This window comes from Rhizomonospora bruguierae (genome assembly GCF_018397995.1).
In the GTDB taxonomy this organism is placed as follows: domain Bacteria; phylum Actinomycetota; class Actinomycetes; order Mycobacteriales; family Micromonosporaceae; genus Rhizomonospora; species Rhizomonospora bruguierae.
Genome location: NZ_BBQH01000019.1, coordinates 150,442 through 167,751, shown reverse-complemented (window position 1 = coordinate 167,751; position 17,310 = coordinate 150,442). Strand labels below are relative to the sequence as shown.

Here is a 17,310-nt window from a genome sequence, read left to right as displayed (position 1 = left end):
ACCCGTAACGATCGACAACGCCCTCATTCACCGTGAGGATGAGAGCGACGACAGGTGTTACTCAACTAGGCCCGCACGGTCACTAAACGCCGAAGACGCCGGAACAAGTTATAAAGGCGCCCTGAACCGCCGAAATGCGCCAAGCCCATCCTCCAACGGGATGGACCGTCGCACCCTGATCAAGAAGACTGCGGCAGTGGGTGTCGGCCTCGCGGCGGCTGTGCCCGCTTCATTGCTGTGGACGGCGGCCTACGAGTCGGCCCAGGTGAGCAAGGCGGTCATGCCGATCGATATAGCCCCTGGAACGGTTGACGACCTTCGCGGTGAGCTACACCGACTTGCTAACGACTACGTGCATACCTCCGACCTGCCGCGCATCATCGGTAGCGTGATCCTTCTGAGAGACCGGTTGGCGGTACAAGTTGATCCGCGGCGGCCGCACCCACGGCAGGCGCGCGAGCTGTACCTGATGATGGGTGCGACCTGCCTCCTTCTGGCATCCATATCCCATGACCTCGGCGAGTCCGACGCCGGCATGATGCAGGCCAAGTCGGCCGAGGTGTTTGCCGACCTCGCCGAATATCCCGAGTTGACCGCCTGGGTACTGTGCACACAGGCCATGATCGACTTGTGGCGACAGAGGCCAGCAGATGCACTCCGCCACGCGGAACGCGGCCGCGCCATGTCGATCACTGGAAGCGGAAGCGTGCGCCTGACGGGCCTGCACGTGCGTGCGTTGGCACAACTCAATCGCAAGGATGAGGCGAAAGCGCTCCTACCCCGGGTTGAAAGAACAGCCGGCCGCGTCACCAGGACCGATGCCCTCGCCGAGCTGGGCACGGTCTTCTCGTTCCCGGAGACACGTCAGCGCTACTATGCGGCGGTCAGCCACACCGAACTCGGCAACTATCCGGCAGTCGAGCGGGCTGTGGCCGCGCTGGGCCACGATGACCAACCACCATCATCATCTGACGGCGCGTGGCCCATCAGCTGGGCACTCAGCCGCTGCTATCTTGCACTCGCCCGACTGGACCACCGTGGCAGCGACGGGGGCCCGGAGGCCGCCGCTCAGGCCCTTCGGCCGGTCCTGAGTCTGGCGGAACCGCAGCGGATCAATCAACTCGGCCAGGTGTTCGATCAAATCAATGGGCGACTAACGACCCCGATGTTCAGTGGGAACAGCACCGCTCAGGAACTCCGCGACACGCTTCATAACTTCCGCCCTGACAAGCGTCTCGCGGTGACGGGCGGATGAGCATGCGACCTGGTCTCCCAGCCAAGGCCCACCGCCTCCTTGCCCCGCGCATCGCCTACCTTATCGGGACAAGAAGCGCAGGCGGCGAGGCTAACCTCATCCCGGTGTCGAACGTCACCTCGATATCCACTGATCCGCAACAGATCCTTCTCGCGGTATACAAGCAATGGCTCACCTACGACAACCTCAACGCGACGGCGGGATTCACTCTCTCGGTACCGTCCGCCGCGCAACTCGAAGGCGTTTGGAAGCTGGGAGCGCGCTACTCGCGGTATGACTTTCCTGACCGACCCGCGAAGCTTGGCGCCTCCAGACTCACCATTCTCGATCGACCGGATATGTTCGGTCCCGTACTGGCGGAGGGACTTGGTTGGCTATCTTGCCGGACGGTTCAACGCCTTGACTTCGGCGGCGACCACGGCGTCTACGTCGGAGAGGTCGTCCACGTGGAGTTCAACACCGACGTGTTCGGCGACGATGGAAGACCACTTACCGAGCTACGCCCACTGATGCAGGTCACTGGGAACCACTTTTCTACCGCAAGTGAAACAATCACAATTCCCTATGGCAATGAGTGACGCGGGCGAACCCACCGGCGCAGCGGATACGCCGATTCAACTGCCCGCAAGGTGGCAATCAGGTCTGCGACCTGGTCGTCCGCGCCGCACGCCCGGCACCTGTTGCGGATGTCCTGATCGGTCGGCGGCTGGACACCGTGCTCGATCTTGCTGACGCGCGTGAAGTGCTGGCCGGTAGCGGCAGCAAGCGCCCGCCCGGTGAGCCCCGCGTCTTTGCGAATCTCACGCAGGCGGACGCCCAGCGCTTCCTGCGCCTGCCGTACAGCGCTAGAAGGGTTGGTAGTCACGGTGCGGCACGGCCAACTTCCACACAATGCTGAACGCCGAGCGGCACAGGGCGACGTCCGCCGGGTCGGTCGAGCTCTCGTAGGCGGCGTTCAGACCGTTGCCGCTGTAGATTAAGAAAACCACCAAGCGGTCATCGAGCAGGTAGAAGTCGTTGCCAGGTACACCAATGGACGACACCAGCCGCCGCGGCACCCAGCGGATATCTTCACCGGCGTTGACCATCGGGTGGGCAATGCTGTACGACCACCGCTGGTAGTCGCTGAGAGGCTCGGAGACGATACGCGCCCGCTGTACTGTTTTGCCATCCGTTATGTGCTGGCGCAGGGTATCGCACCAACCGCCCAGCCATGAAAGGTCATCCGGCTCACCCGCCGCCCATTGCGCCATGTGCGGAAGTTCAACCGCCGTGCCATAGGCGTCTCGCGTTTCGAGGTGCACGCTCGAGCGCTCGAAGATGCGTAGCAGGCGGTCGAAATCGGCCTCACTGATCGAGGTCACGGCCCTCCCTGAAGAACTGCAGCATCCGGTCAGGAATCTCGACACGTTTCCCCAGCCGGGATGTCCATCTGTGCAAGCGCGTCCTGGTCCGCCACCACCCAGCCCTGCACAACCCAACTACGGATTGGAATCCAGGTCTTTGCCGATGAACGTTAGGCGCAACGTTACTCCCTGTCGCGAAGGTTGCGGAAAGTTGCGCTGTCGCCATCCTTGTTGCGTTGCTGGCGAAGGGTCAAGAGCCTGGCCGATTCCTCACGTTGTGCCAATGGCGGTGCCGCCTCACGGTCGGCGTGGCCGTGAGCTCGATCAGGTGGCCGAGCTGTCCGATCATGACGCCGGCCCCGCCAACTCCGGCGGTCAGCACTGATTCCTCGATCAGGAAGGCGAAGCGATGTCGCGGGTCCTGGAAGATGGTCTTGCGCTCCATGCGGACGGCTACGGCGCCCTCGATGTCGTCTGGGACGGAGCGGCGACGCCCGATCGCGGTCAGGATCGCGGTCGTGTACGCCTTCGTCTGGAGGACGCCGGGAAGCAGGCTCGGCGTGTAGACGCGGAACTGTCGGGTCTGTTGGTAGAGCGGCCAGATCGCCTCCTGGGCGTGCGGTAGCCCGGCCTGCTCCATGCGGTGCCACTCGATCCACATTGTTTCGACGGCGCCGAGCTGGGACGCCGCCGCCGAACAGGCTCGCGCGGCCCATGTGTACGCCGAACTGGTCGACCACCCTGGACTCCGTACCTGGGCACTCGGCACACAGGCTTTGATCGCTTACTGGACCGGTCGCCCGAGACAGGCCATCATCCACGTCGAGGCAGGACTCGACCGCACTCCTGCCGGTGCCGCCGGGGCGCGCTTGCGCTCGATTGAGGCTCGGGCATGGTCGTACATCGGAGGGGACCCCGATCGAGCCACAGCGGCACTCCAAGCCGCCGACGCGGCGCACGCCGCTGATCAAGGTGGCGATGATCTCCACGACGAGATCGGCGGCGAGTTCGGATGGGGACCATCGCGTCACGCCGCCTGTGCGGGAACGGCGCTGCTTGCGCTCGGGAACGCGGCCGGTGCCGTCGAGCGGGCGCGTCAAGCTCTCGACCTGCTAGTGGATGACCCTTCCGGCGGCCTGGTGACCGAGCGCGCACACATTGACCTTGCCGCTGCCGAGTTGGCGCTCGGACATCTGGACGTCGCCCAAGAGGCGCTCGTTCCGGTGTGGCTCGTTCCTGTGCCGCAGCGCCGCCACGGACTCACCGACCGGCTAGCGCAAATGGCCCGCTCGTTGGGCGACTCACGATGGTACGACGTTCACGAGGCATCAGAGCTTCGAGATCGCATCGAGGTCTTTAACTACGAGGCGGAGGCCCGTGCACTACCGTCCGGGTGACGCCAGCTCGGCCTCCCACGCCGCCAGCAACTCAGCCTCACGCCGTGCGCTCATGCCGTGCTCAGCCTGGCGTTCGTGCGGTACGGGTTGCTCAACCTGTAACCACCGCCATGTGTCGAACACCGTGTCACGCAAAGGCCGGCAAACCAATCCAGCCGAACGGGCGCGGGAGGCGTCCACTGCCCACGTACCAGTAGGCGTGCGCCACAGGGGAACCTCGGTCCACTGGCGTACGCCCTGGTTGGCCAGCCAATCTGAATCGGCCCACACCAACTCGGCGCCGGAGTCGGTTGCGTCCACGCAGGCACCAATCAAGTCGCCGTAGGTGGCGTGCCCGAACGGTGCGGCCACGTTCAACGCCTCACCCGAGCCCGTCTCGATCATGCGTAGCGTGAAATCAGTCAGATCACGCACATCAACCGGCTGAATTGGTTGCCCTGGATCGCCGGCTGCCAGCACCCGACCGCCGCGCGCAGCACGGCCGAGCAGGGCCGGGAGTCGACCGATGTACTCGTAAGGGCCGAGGACTACTCCCGGCCGCAGGATCAATGCATCACCGCCGTACAGGTCACGCACCGCTTGCTCGCACCCGGCCTTGAGCGTGCCGTAGGCGTACGGAACAGGCATCGCACCGATGTCCGCGTCCGAATCCCGTGCGTCTGGGCGTGACGGCCAGAGCGGCGAGGACTCGTCAACCGGTTCCTGAGGCCAGAACCGATAGGCCGAGACGGTGGACACCAGTACGTAACGGTCAACTGCCCGCCGCAACGCCCGCGCCATCATCAGCGCGTCCGGTGGTTCATAAACGCTGGTGTCCACCACCGCATCCCACGCCCCATGCTCGGCCAGCCGCTCCACATCCGCCAGATTTGTGCGATCCCCGCGGATGGACTCGGTGCCCGGAACGTCATGCCCGCTGCGACCACGGTTGAAGCACGTCACGCGCCAGCCACGCGCCAAGGCCGTCTCCGCAAGCGTCCGACCGAGAAACCAGGTGCCGCCGAGGATCAACAGTCGCATCCGCCCATCATGCCCGCGCGCTGCTGGCGTCGCTATACCTCTATGTCGACCAAATCGCCGCCATCCGCCGCAATCCCGGCGCCGCCGGCGAGCAAGCGCGGCGAATCTTTAACCGGGTCGCTTCGGCCGATGAGGAGGTCAGCGATTTCGCGGTACCGCCATGGCGTATGGAGAGCTTCCGATCGATGCTGTGCGCCCGCCTAGGCGACTGCAGCGCGGAACGGCAGCACCGGATTCGGCGGACGGATGCAGTCGGCGAACCCCGCTTTGCAACGCACACTGAACTGCACCGGGCGCTGATGATGGAAGGCCGGCGACCGGGATGCTGGGGTCGATTACGGCCGTCCAGCCATGTCGGAGCTGCCTCCGAGCCGCCGCAGCCAGGCGCTGCGCGTGCGTAGTCTGCTTGCATGAGTGAGGCCAAGCGCGTCGCTGTCGTCACCGGCTCCAACCGTGGACTCGGGAAGGCCATCGCCCGAGGCATAGCCGGTACGGGCGCCCACGTGGTCGTCACGGCTCGCACTGAGGAGGCCGCCGCGCGGGCCGCCGACGAGCTACGCGCAGAGGGGCTCTCCGCATCCGGTCATCAACTCGACATAGCCGATCCGGCCAGCGTTGCTCGTGTGATGGCCGACGTGGGCTATCAGTATGGCCGCACAGAGTGCCCAGTCGCACACTCTCCGACTTTGCCGTGCCCGTGGACCTCCTAGACGGCGCAGTCGCCCGAAAGGTTTATGCCAAGAGGGTCGACCTGGTGTTCCTGCCTGCGGATGCGTCGCGGCTGAACTGGATCGAGACCCGAATTCGTCGTGGTACGGTACTTCGCCCTCAACAGCGCCGACCACCGCTGTGGGCGTTTCCAACGCCGCGAGCACGTCGCCGACGATCCAGAATTCGGCTGAGGCGACGGCCGCGCACTCGCGACCAGTTCTAGAGCGGCATGTTGCCGTGCTTCTTCGGTGGCAGCGTCTCCCGCTTGGTGCGCAGCACCCGCAGCGCCCGTACGAGCTGGACCCGGGTCTGCGCCGGGCGGATGACCGCGTCCACGTAGCCGCGCTCGGCCGCCACGTACGGGTTGGCCAGCGCGTCCTCGTACTCGGTGATCAGTTGGGCGCGCAGCGCGGCCGGGTCCTCGGCGGCGGCGAGCTGGGCCCGGTACAGGATGTTGACGGCGCCCTGGGCGCCCATCACCGCGATCTGCGCGGTCGGCCAGGCGAAGTTCAGGTCCGCACCGAGGTGCTTGGAGCCCATCACGTCGTACGCGCCGCCGTACGCCTTACGGGTGATCACGGTGACCTTCGGGACGGTCGCCTCGGCGTACGCGTAGAGCAGCTTGGCGCCGCGCCGGATGATCCCGTCCCACTCCTGGCCGGTGCCGGGCAGGAAGCCGGGCACGTCCACGAACGTGACCACCGGGATGTTGAACGCGTCGCAGGTGCGCACGAACCGGGCGGCCTTCTCCGAGGCGGCGATGTCCAGGCAGCCGGCCAGGTGCAGCGGCTGGTTGGCGACCACGCCGACCGGGCGCCCCTCGACCCGGCCGAAGCCGGTGACGATGTTCTGCGCGTACAGCGGCTGGACCTCGAGGAACTCGCCGTCGTCCAGGACGTGCCCGATCACCTGGCGGATGTCGTACGGCTGGTTCGCCGAGTCCGGGACGAGGGTGTCCAATTCCCGGTCGGCGTCGGTGAGCTCCAGTTCGGCCGGCGCGTCGTACCGGACCGGCTCGTCCAGGTTGTTCGACGGCAAGTAGGACAGCAGCGCCTGCACGTACTCGATCGCGTCTTCCTCGTCCGCCGCGAGGTAGTGCGCGTTGCCGCTGCGGGTGTTGTGCGTGCGGGCCCCGCCCAGCTCCTCCATGCCGACGTCCTCGCCGGTGACCGTCTTGATGACGTCCGGCCCGGTGATGAACATGTGGGAGGTCTGGTCGACCATCACGGTGAAGTCGGTGACCGCGGGGGAGTACACGGCGCCGCCCGCGCACGGGCCCAGCACGAGCGAGATCTGCGGGATCACCCCGCTGGCCCGCACGTTGCGGAAGAAGATCTCGCCGTACCGCCCGAGCGAGACGACGCCCTCCTGGATGCGGGCGCCGCCGGAGTCGTTGATGCCGACCACCGGGCAGCCGATCTTCATGGCCAGGTCCATCACCTTGACGATCTTCTCGCCGAAGACCTCGCCGAGGGAGCCGCCGAAGACCGTGAAGTCCTGCGCGAACACGCACACCTGCCGGCCGTCCACGGTGCCGTACCCGGTGAGCACGCCGTCCCCGTACGGGCGGTTCCGCTCCTGCCCGAACGCGGTGGACCGGTGCCGGGCCAGTTCGTCCAGTTCGACGAACGAACCGGGGTCGAGCAGCAGCTCGATTCGCTCCCGGGCGGTCTTCTTGCCCCGGGCGTGCTGCTTGTCGACCGCGCGCGCGGAACCCGCGTGCACCGCCTCGAGGACCCGCCGCTCCAGGTCCGCCAGCTTCCCGGCCGTGCCCCGGAGGTCCGCCTGATCAGTGTGGAGGTCGGTCACGAGCAGGATCGTAACGACGCGCCAGGGCCGGCGCCGCAGGACGGCGGTGTGGCAGGGTGGCGGTGTGACGCAGAGCCCCTATACGGACCTGGACCGGCCGCCCCTGCACCCGGCCGGGCTGCGCCGGGCCCTGCTGGTGCCCGGCGGGCTGTGGACCCGGCTGGACCTGCGCGCGGCGACCGGTTCGACCAACGCGGACGCCGCGGCGGCGGCCCGGGCCGGCGAACCCGAGGGTCTGGTGGTGGTGGCCGAGCAGCAGACGGCGGGGCGTGGCCGGCAGGGCCGGCAGTGGACCTCCCCGCCGCGCGCCGGCCTGGCGGTCAGCGTGCTGCTGCGCCCGGCGGTGGCCCACCCCGAACGGGCCTGGCCGGCGGTGGACCCGGCCCGGTTCGGCTGGCTGCCGCTGCTGGCCGGGGTGGCGCTGGCCGAGGCGGTCAGCCGCCTGGCCGAGGTGGAGGCCGCCCTGAAGTGGCCGAACGACCTGCTGATCGCCGAGCGTAAGTGCGGCGGCATCCTGGCCGAGGCGGTCGGCGAGGGGGTGGTGGTCGGCATCGGGCTGAACGTGACCCTGCGGGCCGACGAGCTGCCCGAGACCGCCGGCGCCGTCCCCGCCACGTCGCTGCGCCTGGCCGGCGCCACCGCGACCGACCGGGACCCGCTGCTGCGCGCCCTGCTGCGGGCGCTGTCCGACTGGTACGACCGGTGGCGGCTGGCCGGCGGCGACGCCGAGAAGTGCGGCCTGCGCGCCGCCTACCTGCGGGACAGCGCCACCATCGGCCGCGAGGTGCGGGTGCTGCTGCCCGCCGAGGCCGACCTCACCGGCACCGCGACCGGCCTTGACGCCGACGGCCGGCTGCTGGTCACCGACTCCGCCACCGGGGCCTCCCGGGCCGTGGCGGCCGGCGACATCCGGCATCTGCGGTAGAAAGCCACCCGTGCGGTGCACCCCACGGGTGGCCGGTAACCGCTACCGTCGGCGCGGATCGATTCACGAGGAGGTTGACGGTGGCTTTCCCCGATGACGTGCTCACCAAGGACGAGCACGTCGTGCTGAACCTGCACCCGCACTGGAAGGCCCTGATCCGGCCGGTGTTCGTGCTGGTCCTGGCGGTGGCCGCGGTGGTGGCCGGGTGGATCTTCCTGCCGAGCGGCACGGCCGGCATGGTCGGGCTGTACGCCATCGGCGCGATCGCGCTGGTCCTGGTGGCGTGGCTCGCCCTGTGGCCGTTCCTGGTCTGGAAGACCACGCACTACGTGTTCACGAACGAGCGAGTGCTGCTCCAGCACGGGGTGTTCTCCCGCGGCCGGCGGGACATCCCGCTCGGCCGGGTGAACGACCACTCCATGAACCAGTCGCTGATGGAGCGGATCCTGGGCTGCGGCACGCTCACCATCGAGTCGGCGGGCGAGCGGGGCCAGTCGGTGCTCACCGACATCCCGCACGTCGAGCGGGTACAGACCACGCTCTACGAACTGGTCGAGGGGGACCGCGACAAGCACTCGCTCGGCGACGACGAGATGCGGGAGATCATGGAGTCGATGCGGGAGGGGCGCGGCGGCCAGTGACCGGCTAGCGGTTCCGGGTGCGACGGCCCGTCACCATGTCGGCCTTGGCCAGCTCCGCGGCCAGGTCGGTATCGAGCGGGCCGTCCAGCTCCGCCTCCAGCGTGGCGGTGAGCTGGTCGAAGTTCTGCCGCGCGCCGGGTTTCTCCGGCGCGACGGCGGTGGGCGCCGGCGCCGGCCGGAACACGAACGTGCGGTACGCCCAGAACCGGAACAGCGTGCCCAGGGCCAGGCCGGTGAACTTCGCCAGGTTGAGCGCCAGCAGGCTGGTCAGGCCCAGGCCGTACTTCGCGCCGCCGAGCACCGCCAGCTCGATCACCAGGCCCGCGCCGTTGAACAGGAAGAACAGCGTGTACTCGCGGCGCATCGTCGACTTGGGCCGGTCCCGGTAGGTCCAGTGCCGGTTCATGAAGTACGACGCGGTGGTGGCCACCACGGTCGCGACGACGTTGGCCTTGAGCTGGCCCTGGTGCAGCACGGTCAGCACGAGCGCGTTGAACACCAGGAAATTGATGACCGTATTCAGTCCGCCGACGATGCCGAACTTCGCCGCCTCGTGGGCCAGCTTCCGCCACCGCTGGGCGCGGGCTCCGGTATCAGGCACTTGGCCACCTTACGCGAGTCGGTTTACCGTCGCGTGTCCTGCGATCGGGGGGTGCGCCGCAGGTCACGCCCTCAGCTGCAGTCTGTCGCCGGGGCGGGCACCCCGGGTACCGGTGTGTTATCGCTGGGGTGCCCCGGAGCGCCGGCCAGAAACACGAACCGCCGGTAGGCCCAGAACCGGAACGCCGTCGCGGCCGCGTTGCCGACGATGCTGCCCGCGATGAGGTCGGCCAGGAACGTGTGGAACACGCCCGGCCAGACGGCACCCAGCACGGTGCCGCTGAGGAACAGGACGACCAGGGTGATGGCCAGGCCGACCGCGTTGTAGAAGAAGTACAGCCCGTACTCGCGCGCCAGGCCGGAGCGTCCGCGGTGCCGCCAGGTCCAGAAGCGGTTGCCGAGGAACGCGAGCGTCGCCGCGATCACCGTGGCGATCGTCTTGGCGAGCAGCCGGTCCATCCCGGTGCGCAGCAGCGCGCCGAAGATCAGGGTGTCCACCGCGAATGCGGTACCGCCCACCACGCCGAACTTGCCCAGTTCGTGGACCAGGTGCCCGAACCGGTCCCATAGCCGGCGGATCGGGCCGGGCGGGGTCTGCTGCACGGTCTGAGGGTACGCGGGGCGGCGGCGCCGCGACCCGCACTGTCCACGTGGTGGCAGCTTTCTGACAGCGGGCGCCGATCGCCGCCCCTCCCCGGGGTGTCGTACAGGAGTGGTGGCTACGCAGCGTGACGGTGGCGTAAGTGAATGATCACCGGAACGTTTGCGCGATCATGTCCATGGGAGCGCGAAAATGCTCGTCAGTCTGCACATGGACCGCATCTTGTGCAGTTCTTCACAAGCTTCCCAGGAGCCCTGACCGCTCCGCCGGTTTACCCTGAGCACATATCCCGCATGGCCCTTGCCCGGCGTGTCCGTACCGGTCACCCGGCGTATCCCCGTATACCCCGCCGGGGCCAGCCCGGGTTTCCGGTCAGTGCCGACCAGAGGGAGAAAGCTGATGACCGCTCCGGCCGCCGTGCAAGGGCTCGACAACCCCCCGACCACACACCCCCGCCTGCTCGCCTGGGTCCGCGAGGTCGCCGAACTGACCACCCCGGAGCGGGTGGTCTGGTGCGACGGATCCGAGGCGGAGTGGCGCCGAATCACCGACGAGCTGGTCACGGCGGGAACGCTGGTCCGGCTCAACCCCGACCGCCGGCCCAACTCCTTCCGGGCCTGCACCGACCCCGGCGACGTGGCCCGCGTCGAGGAGCGGACGTTCATCTGCTCGCCCGACCCGTCGGGCGCCGGCCCGACCAACAACTGGATGGCCCCGGCCGACATGAAGCGCGAAATGACCGCGCTGTACCGGGGCAGCATGCGCGGCCGGACCATGTACGTGGTCCCGTTCTGCATGGGCTCGCTGGACGCCGAGCGGCCGATGTTCGGGGTGGAACTGACCGACAGCGCGTACGTGGCCGCGTCCATGCGGATCATGACCCGGATGGGCGCCGACGTGCTCGCCCGGATGGGCGAGGACGCCGAGTTCGTGCCCTGCCTGCACTCGGTGGGCGCGCCGCTGGCGCCCGGCCAGCGCGACGTGCCCTGGCCGTGCAACGAGACGAAGTACATCTCGCAGTTCCCCGAGACCCACGAGGTCTGGTCCTACGGCTCCGGCTATGGCGGCAACTCGCTGCTGGGCAAGAAGTGCTACGCGCTGCGGATCGCCTCGGTCCTGGCCCGGGACGAGGGCTGGCTGGCCGAGCACATGCTGATCATGAAGCTCACCTCGCCCGAGGAGAAGACCTACTACATCGCGGCGGCCTTCCCGTCCGCCTGTGGGAAGACGAACCTGGCGATGCTGGAGCCCACGATCCCCGGCTGGAAGGTCGAGACCCTGGGCGACGACATCGCCTGGATGCGGTTTGGCGAGGACGGCCGGCTGTACGCCACCAACCCGGAGTTCGGGCTGTTCGGCGTCGCGCCCGGCACGGACTGGAAGACCAACCCGAACGCCATGCGGGCGCTGGAGCGGGGCAACTCCATCTTCACCAACGTGGGCCTGACCGACGACGGCGACATCTGGTGGGAGGGGATGGGCGAGCCGCCGGCCCACCTCGTCGACTGGCGGGGCCGGGACTGGACGCCGGAGTCCCCGACCCCCTCGTCGCACCCGAACAGCCGGTTCTGCACGCCGATCAAGCAGTGCCCGGTGCTGGCCGACGAGTACGAGGACCCGCGTGGCGTGCCGATCGACGCGATCCTGTTCGGCGGTCGGCGGCGCACCACGATCCCGCTGGTCACCGAGGCGCGGGACTGGGCGCACGGGGTGTACCTGGGCGCCACGCTCTCGTCCGAGACGACCGCCGCCGCGACCGGCCAGGTGGGCGTGGTCCGGCGGGACCCGATGGCGATGCTGCCGTTCATCGGGTACAACGCCGCCGACTACTTCGCCCACTGGATCGAGATGGGTAAGGGCGCCGCGGGCGCGGGCGAGCCGGGCAAGCTGCCCAGGATCTTCTACGTGAACTGGTTCCGCCGGGGCGAGGACGGGCGGTTCCTGTGGCCGGGCTTCGGCGAGAACTCGCGGGTCCTGAAGTGGGTCGTCGAGCGGATCGAGGGGACCGGCGCCGCCGAGGAGACCGCGATCGGCCGGGTGCCCGCCCCCGAGGCGCTGGACCTGACCGGCCTGGAGACCCCGCTGGCCGACGTGGCCGCCGCGCTGCGGGTGGACCCGGCCGAGTGGCGGGCCGAACTTCCGCTGGTCGCGGAGTGGTTCACCGGTTTCGGGGACCAGCTGCCGGGGGTGCTCTGGGCGGAACTTGACGCTCTGAAGGCCCGTTTGGGTGGATGATTCCCTCGATTGTGAGATTCCCCACTTTTTCATATGAGCGAATGATCCTCTTCGGCCCGATACGGGACGACCGGTCCTGCCTAACCTTGCGCGGTGCGTAAGGGGAGACACAGGCATGGACGGCGGAGCGCGCACCACCGGGGAACCCGGCGCGCGCTCCTGCTCCGGATCGACAAGCGGCTCGCCGGCCTCACCCTGGCCGGGGCCCTCGTCGTCGGCGGGCTCACCGCCGCCGGAATGATCGAGACCTCGCCGGTGGACGCCGCCGGCGCCGCGGCGGCCGTGGACCCGGCGGCGCTGCGCGACCGCCTCCGGGAGGAGGACCGCTCCTCCCGGTCGGGCCGCACCCCGCCGAGCCCGAGCCCGACCCCCGCCCCGACCGCGACCGCGACCGCGACGGCGGCCCCGACCAAGCCCAAGCCGACCGCACCGGCCACCCCGGCGCACGTCAAGCCGATCGGCGACCTCGACCAGCGGCAGATGGACCACGCGACGACGATCGTGCGGGTGGCCGAGCGCCGGGGCATGCCCGAGCGGGCCATGGTCGTCGCCCTTGCCACCGTCCTGCAGGAGAGCTACCTGCGCAACCTGGCGAACCCGTCGGTGCCCGAGTCGGAGCGGTACAGCCACGAGGGGGAGGGCGCGGACCACGACTCGGTCGGGCTGTTCCAGCAGCGGCCGAGCAGCGGTTGGGGCACCGTGGCGAACCTGATGAACCCCACCTACGCCACCAACGCCTTCTTCGACGCGCTCGAGGAGATATCCGGCTGGGAGCAGATGAGCATCGCCGCGGCGGCGCAGAGCGTGCAGATCTCCGCGTTCCCGGACGCCTACGCCCAGCACGAGTCGTTCGCCCGCCGGTTGGTGACCGCCATCCGCCACCCCGGGTAGCGGTTTTCCCCGCCGCGCGTCGTGATAGGCGGCGGCGGGGGATGGGTACCCTCGCCGCGTGACGGCGACGGCGACGGCGGCAACCACCGCGGCGGCGCCCCGGCCGGCCGCGGTCCGCGCGCTCACCGCGCTGCTCGCGGCCACGGCGGCGGCGACCGTCGCGGTGGAGGCGCTGAACTGGTGGTACGCCCCGGAGCGCGGCTACGGGCTGGCGGTGCGGACCGGCTGGGCGACGCTGCGCTCGCTCGGCTTCCTCGTCCTGGTCTGGCACGTGCGCCGGGGCCGGGCCGGTGCCCGCCCGTTCGGGCTGATCCTCGCCGTCACCACGGTCTTCGCGGTGGCCCGCCTGGTGGTGCCGCGGCGCGGCCTGCCGGTGCTGCCCGGCGTGCTCGGCTTCGCCGCCATCGCGCTGCTCGCCCTCGCGGCCGTGCTGCTGCTCTACCGCTCGCCCGCCGTCACCGGCTACCTGACCCGGCCGCCGAATCGGCTGGTCATCACCCGGCAGGGGTTCGCCCGCCGCCCGGTCGCCCGGACCGCCGCTCCGGTGCCCGGCTGGCTGCTCACCGCCCGGGTCGCGGCGCTCGCGTACGGCCCGCTGATGCTCGTACCGTGCCTGGTCTCGGTCGGGGTGATCGCGGACGGCCGGCTCGCCGCCATCCCGGTCGTGGCGCTCTGGGCGGCGCTCGCGTTCGGGGTCGGCTACGCGGTCCTGTTCACCAGCTTCTTCCTGCTGCGCGGCCGGCGCTGGGCGCGCTGGTGGCTGGCCGGCATCACGCTGCTGGTGGTGCTGATCGACCTGCCGCTGTGCTGGGCGATGCTCGGCGGGGACGGCCTGGTCCGCGACGGCGGCCCGCTCGCCGTCGCCGCCCTGATGGCGCTGTACGGCCTGTGGCGTGCCCCGCACCACGACCGGCTGATCCCGGCGCCCCGGCAGGCCACGCCGTGACGGGCGGGCCAGGAGGGAGCAGGCCATGACGGAGTACGCCATGGGGGAGCACCTGCCCGACGTCTTCGACGTGGCCGTGGTCGGCGGCGGGCCGGCGGGCGCCGCCGCCGCGCTGGCCGCCCGCGCCGCCGGCGCGAGCGTCGCGCTGATCGACCGGGCCGGCTTCCCCCGGGACAAGGCGTGCGGCGACGGCATCGCCGCGCCGACCGTGGAAGCCCTCGTCGACCTGGGCATCACCGGGGCGGTCGCCGGCTACGAGCCGATCGACACGCTGCGCCTGATCGCGCCCAGCGGGTGCGCCGTGGCGCGCCGGCTTTCGCACCCGGCGTACACGATCCCGCGTGAGGTGTTCGACGCCCGCCTGCACGAGGCGGCGGTCGCCGCGGGCGCGGTACCGGTCCGGCACGCCGTCCGGGCCCTGCGGCGCCGGGGCGGGCGGGTCGAACTGGACGGCGCGCTCGCGGCCCGCACGGTCATCGGGGCGGACGGGGCCGGCTCGGTCATCCGGCGCCTGCTCGGCTTCGGACCCAACCCGGACGGGCACGTGGCCATCGCCATCCGAGGCTACGCGCCCGCCCTCCCCGGCCCGGCGGAGCAGCTCATCGTCACCTCCTCGGCGCGCTGGCCCGCGTACGCCTGGGCGTTCCCCATCGGGGACGGCCGCGCCAACGTCGGCTACGGCGAGGTTCTTCAGGGGCGGCCGACCAGCCGGGCACACCTGATCGAGCGACTGGCCGCCCTGCTGCCCACCCTGGACCACGGCGCCGTGACCGGCCTGCGCGCCCACCACCTCCCGCTGTCCACCCGGCGCCCGCCGCCCGGCCGGGGACCGGTCCTGCTGGCCGGCGACGCGCTGTCCCTCATCAACCCGTTCACCGGCGAGGGCATCTTCTACGCGGTGCTCTCCGGCGCCCTGGCCGGGCGGGCCGCCGCCCTCGCCCGGGCGGCGCCGGACCGTGCGGTGGACCGGTACCGCCGCGCGCTGCGCCAGCGGCTCGGCCGGCACCTGGCGCACAGCCGGGTCGCCGCCGCGCTGGCCCAGCACCCCCGCATCGTGGACGCCGCGATCACCGCCGCCGCCCGTGACCAGCGGGTTTTCGGCGCACTGGTCGCCCTCGGGCTCGGCGACGGCCGGCTCGACGGGCGCACCCTGCTGCGCATCGCGGCGGGGCTAAGGGCCGAACGTTCGACTGTCGGGAGTTAGCCGGAACTCGATAGGCTGTAGGCGATGACTGTGCGCGAGCTCATCTACCGCCGCCTCGTCTACCCGGTGTACGAGTGGCGACTGACCACGCTCCTGGCCGGCAAACCGGTTCCCCAGCACGTCGGCGTGATGTGCGACGGCAACCGCCGGTGGGCGCGCGAAATGGGCTACGTCGATCCCAATGACGGCCACCGGGTCGGCGCAGCCAAGATCAAACACGTGCTCGGCTGGTGCGACAAGTTCGGCATCGGCCACGTCACCCTCTACCTGCTCGCCACGGACAACCTGCGCCGCCCCGCGACCGAACTGGAACCGCTGCTGCGCATCATCGAGGACCTGGCCGCCGAACTGGCCGAGGAGGGCAACCCGTGGCGCCTGCGCGTGGTCGGCGCCCTCGATGTGTTGCCCGCCGCCACCGCCGCCGCGCTGAAGGCGGCCGAGGAGCGCACCGCCGAGCGCGCCGGTGGCGCCCAGGTGAACCTCGCCGTGGGGTACGGGGGCCGGCGCGAGATAGCCGATGCGGTCCGGTCGCTGCTCTACGAACGCGCCCGCAGCGGCGGCACCCTGGAGGAACTGGCCGAGGTGCTGGACGTCGAGCACATCGCCGAGCACCTCTACACCCGCGGGCAGCCCGACCCCGACCTGGTCATCCGCACCAGCGGCGAGCAGCGCCTGTCCGGCTTCCTGCTGTGGCAGTCGGCGCACTCCGAGTTCTACTTCTGCGACGTGAACTGGCCGGACTTCCGGCACGTCGACTTCCTGCGCGCCCTGCGCTCGTACGCCTCCCGGCAACGCCGCTACGGCGCCTGACCGGCACCCGCCCCGACCGGGCGCGGCCCACCCCGCGCATCGTGGTCAGTGCGCGGTGGCGTCGGGGGTGCCGGTGGGCGCGGTCAGGAGGGCGAGCCCGGTGCGCAGGAAGCCGGCGAGGGCGACCGGCGAGTCGAGCGTCAGGTCGGCGGAACTGGAGACCTCGTGGCCGGTCTCCGGGTTCGCCACCGCCACGCACACGCCCAGGAACCCGGCGTCGCCGGCCGCGCGGGCCCGCACGGCGGCGAACGCCTGTAGGTCCGAGACGTCGTCGCCGAAGTACCAGGCGCAGTCGAAGCCGTTCAGCGCGCGGTGCAGCACGGTGCCCTTGTCCAGTCGGACCGGGGGCTTGAGTTCCACCACCATCCGGCCGCCCTGCGCGGTGGCGCCGAGCCGGTCGGCCTGGGCGCGGCCCCACCGCTCCACGGCGTCGCGCAGGTGCGGCGCCCGGCGGTAGTGCAGGGCGACGGAGAGCCGCTTGTACTCCACGCCGGCGCCCTCGGGCAGTTCGGCGCGGGCCAGGTCGGCCAGTTCCGCCATGGTCGGCTCCCAGGCCAGCGCGGTGGGGTCCGTCTCGGTGACGCCCCCGCCGTGGCTGCGTTCAAGGCCGTAGAGGCCGTACAGGTCGACGTCCGGCATACCGGGGAACCGGTCGCGGAGGAACTCCACCGGCCGGGCGGAGACGATCGCCACCCGGCCGACGACGCGGGCCAGGGCGCTGAGCGCCTCGGTCACGCCCGGAACCGGGAACACCGCGGTGGGATCGTCCTGGACCGGCGCGAGGGTCCCGTCGAAGTCGAAGAACAGCGCGCACCGGTCGGGCCGGTCCGCAGTGATCTTCCACGCCTCGGCGGCGGAGACCGGCCGGGCCGGACGCCGGTCCGCATCGTCGATCGGCAGCATGGCCGTAGCGTACAAG

18 protein-coding genes and 1 pseudogene are annotated in these 17,310 nt (G+C 70.2%); 11 read left to right on the top strand and 8 right to left on the bottom strand.

Translation table 11 applies throughout. The features are described from left to right. Positions 1-160: 160 nt before the first annotated feature. Positions 161-1,255, top strand: a complete 1,095-nt coding sequence (locus KJS59_RS11080; RefSeq protein ID WP_213452728.1) for a hypothetical protein — start codon at positions 161-163, stop codon at positions 1,253-1,255. Then, the gene (locus KJS59_RS11075) at positions 1,252-1,833 is read left to right on the top strand and encodes a flavin reductase family protein (protein WP_213452727.1); all 582 of its coding nucleotides are present in this window, start codon (positions 1,252-1,254) and stop codon (positions 1,831-1,833) included. The genes KJS59_RS11080 and KJS59_RS11075 overlap by 4 nt, the downstream gene beginning before the upstream one ends. A gap of 26 nt (positions 1,834-1,859) precedes the next feature. Here KJS59_RS11075 and KJS59_RS11070 read toward each other — a convergent pair. From KJS59_RS11070 to KJS59_RS11060, 3 genes and pseudogenes are all read right to left on the bottom strand, one after another. Continuing rightward, a pseudogene (locus KJS59_RS11070) lies at positions 1,860-2,120 on the bottom strand (helix-turn-helix domain-containing protein); the annotation flags it as partial. Next, the gene (locus KJS59_RS11065; RefSeq protein ID WP_213452726.1) at positions 2,101-2,619 is read right to left on the bottom strand and encodes a DUF6879 family protein; all 519 of its coding nucleotides are present in this window, start codon (positions 2,617-2,619) and stop codon (positions 2,101-2,103) included. The gene KJS59_RS11065 and the pseudogene KJS59_RS11070, both read right to left, overlap by 20 nt. Before the next feature lie 232 nt (positions 2,620-2,851). Then, the gene (locus KJS59_RS11060) at positions 2,852-3,241 is read right to left on the bottom strand and encodes a Scr1 family TA system antitoxin-like transcriptional regulator (protein ID WP_213452725.1); all 390 of its coding nucleotides are present in this window, start codon (positions 3,239-3,241) and stop codon (positions 2,852-2,854) included. On the opposite strand from KJS59_RS11060, the gene KJS59_RS11055 reads away from it, so the two are divergent. Further along, positions 3,240-3,998, top strand: coding sequence for a hypothetical protein (locus KJS59_RS11055; protein ID WP_213452724.1), 759 nt, complete (start codon positions 3,240-3,242; stop codon positions 3,996-3,998). The genes KJS59_RS11060 and KJS59_RS11055 overlap by 2 nt on opposite strands. Here the strand turns inward: KJS59_RS11055 and KJS59_RS11050 are convergent. Beyond that, positions 3,984-5,018, bottom strand: a complete 1,035-nt coding sequence (locus tag KJS59_RS11050; protein WP_213452723.1) for an NAD-dependent epimerase/dehydratase family protein — start codon at positions 5,016-5,018, stop codon at positions 3,984-3,986. The genes KJS59_RS11055 and KJS59_RS11050 overlap by 15 nt on opposite strands. A gap of 410 nt (positions 5,019-5,428) precedes the next feature. Between KJS59_RS11050 and KJS59_RS11045 the strand changes: the two genes are divergently transcribed. Next, positions 5,429-5,728 (top strand): SDR family NAD(P)-dependent oxidoreductase, encoded by a 300-nt coding sequence (locus KJS59_RS11045; protein WP_249714045.1) that lies wholly within the window; start codon positions 5,429-5,431, stop codon positions 5,726-5,728. 220 nt (positions 5,729-5,948) lie between these two features. Here KJS59_RS11045 and KJS59_RS11040 read toward each other — a convergent pair whose 3' ends face one another. Beyond that, positions 5,949-7,538, bottom strand: a complete 1,590-nt coding sequence (locus tag KJS59_RS11040) for an acyl-CoA carboxylase subunit beta (RefSeq protein WP_213452722.1) — start codon at positions 7,536-7,538, stop codon at positions 5,949-5,951. Between the two features lie 64 nt (positions 7,539-7,602). On the opposite strand from KJS59_RS11040, the gene KJS59_RS11035 reads away from it, so the two are divergent. Both KJS59_RS11035 and KJS59_RS11030 read left to right on the top strand, forming a co-directional pair. Beyond that, positions 7,603-8,463 carry a biotin--[acetyl-CoA-carboxylase] ligase gene (locus KJS59_RS11035; protein ID WP_213452721.1) on the top strand — a complete coding sequence of 287 codons (861 nt, stop codon included), beginning with the start codon at positions 7,603-7,605 and terminating at the stop codon, positions 8,461-8,463. An 80-nt stretch (positions 8,464-8,543) separates the two neighbouring features. Further along, positions 8,544-9,104, top strand: coding sequence for a PH domain-containing protein (locus KJS59_RS11030; protein ID WP_213452720.1), 561 nt, complete (start codon positions 8,544-8,546; stop codon positions 9,102-9,104). A 4-nt stretch (positions 9,105-9,108) separates the two neighbouring features. Here the strand turns inward: KJS59_RS11030 and KJS59_RS11025 are convergent, their stop codons facing one another. After that, a complete protein-coding gene (locus KJS59_RS11025) occupies positions 9,109-9,705 on the bottom strand; it encodes a GtrA family protein (RefSeq protein WP_213452719.1) in 597 nt (198 codons plus the stop codon). Positions 9,706-9,776: 71 nt separating this feature from the next. Next, complete coding sequence (locus tag KJS59_RS11020; protein ID WP_249714044.1) at positions 9,777-10,307, bottom strand: GtrA family protein; 531 nt, start codon at positions 10,305-10,307, stop codon at positions 9,777-9,779. 397 nt (positions 10,308-10,704) lie between these two features. On the opposite strand from KJS59_RS11020, the gene KJS59_RS11015 reads away from it, so the two are divergent. The 5 genes from KJS59_RS11015 (at position 10,705) to KJS59_RS10995 (ending at position 16,391) form a co-directional block, all read left to right on the top strand. After that, complete coding sequence (locus KJS59_RS11015; RefSeq protein WP_213452718.1) at positions 10,705-12,540, top strand: phosphoenolpyruvate carboxykinase (GTP); 1,836 nt, start codon at positions 10,705-10,707, stop codon at positions 12,538-12,540. 93 nt (positions 12,541-12,633) lie between these two features. Then, positions 12,634-13,431 (top strand): hypothetical protein, encoded by a 798-nt coding sequence (locus tag KJS59_RS11010; RefSeq protein ID WP_213452717.1) that lies wholly within the window; start codon positions 12,634-12,636, stop codon positions 13,429-13,431. A gap of 58 nt (positions 13,432-13,489) precedes the next feature. Further along, positions 13,490-14,377, top strand: coding sequence for a hypothetical protein (locus KJS59_RS11005; RefSeq protein WP_213452716.1), 888 nt, complete (start codon positions 13,490-13,492; stop codon positions 14,375-14,377). Between the two features lie 25 nt (positions 14,378-14,402). Continuing rightward, positions 14,403-15,581, top strand: a complete 1,179-nt coding sequence (locus KJS59_RS11000; RefSeq protein WP_249714043.1) for an NAD(P)/FAD-dependent oxidoreductase — start codon at positions 14,403-14,405, stop codon at positions 15,579-15,581. 24 nt (positions 15,582-15,605) lie between these two features. Further along, positions 15,606-16,391: an isoprenyl transferase gene (locus KJS59_RS10995; RefSeq protein ID WP_213452715.1), complete on the top strand. Its 786-nt coding sequence runs from the start codon at positions 15,606-15,608 to the stop codon at positions 16,389-16,391. A gap of 45 nt (positions 16,392-16,436) precedes the next feature. Here the strand turns inward: KJS59_RS10995 and otsB are convergent, their stop codons facing one another. Further along, positions 16,437-17,294: a trehalose-phosphatase gene (gene otsB / locus KJS59_RS10990; protein WP_213452714.1), complete on the bottom strand. Its 858-nt coding sequence runs from the start codon at positions 17,292-17,294 to the stop codon at positions 16,437-16,439. Between the last annotated feature and the right edge of the window lie 16 nt (positions 17,295-17,310).

Excerpts from the sequence above, each read along its gene's own strand:
- KJS59_RS11080 (WP_213452728.1), top strand. The coding sequence starts at position 161 with ATGGACCGTCGCACCCTGATCAAGAAGACTGCGGCAGTGGGTGTCGGC.
- KJS59_RS11075 (WP_213452727.1), top strand. The coding sequence starts at position 1,252 with ATGAGCATGCGACCTGGTCTCCCAGCCAAGGCCCACCGCCTCCTTGCC.
- KJS59_RS11055 (WP_213452724.1), top strand. The coding sequence starts at position 3,240 with ATGCGGTGCCACTCGATCCACATTGTTTCGACGGCGCCGAGCTGGGAC.
- KJS59_RS11060 (WP_213452725.1), bottom strand. The coding sequence starts at position 3,241 with ATGGAGCAGGCCGGGCTACCGCACGCCCAGGAGGCGATCTGGCCGCTC.
- KJS59_RS11050 (WP_213452723.1), bottom strand. The coding sequence starts at position 5,018 with ATGCGACTGTTGATCCTCGGCGGCACCTGGTTTCTCGGTCGGACGCTT.
- KJS59_RS11045 (WP_249714045.1), top strand. The coding sequence starts at position 5,429 with ATGAGTGAGGCCAAGCGCGTCGCTGTCGTCACCGGCTCCAACCGTGGA.
- KJS59_RS11015 (WP_213452718.1), top strand. The coding sequence starts at position 10,705 with ATGACCGCTCCGGCCGCCGTGCAAGGGCTCGACAACCCCCCGACCACA.
- KJS59_RS11000 (WP_249714043.1), top strand. The coding sequence starts at position 14,403 with ATGACGGAGTACGCCATGGGGGAGCACCTGCCCGACGTCTTCGACGTG.
- KJS59_RS10995 (WP_213452715.1), top strand. The coding sequence starts at position 15,606 with ATGACTGTGCGCGAGCTCATCTACCGCCGCCTCGTCTACCCGGTGTAC.
- otsB (WP_213452714.1), bottom strand. The coding sequence starts at position 17,294 with ATGCTGCCGATCGACGATGCGGACCGGCGTCCGGCCCGGCCGGTCTCC.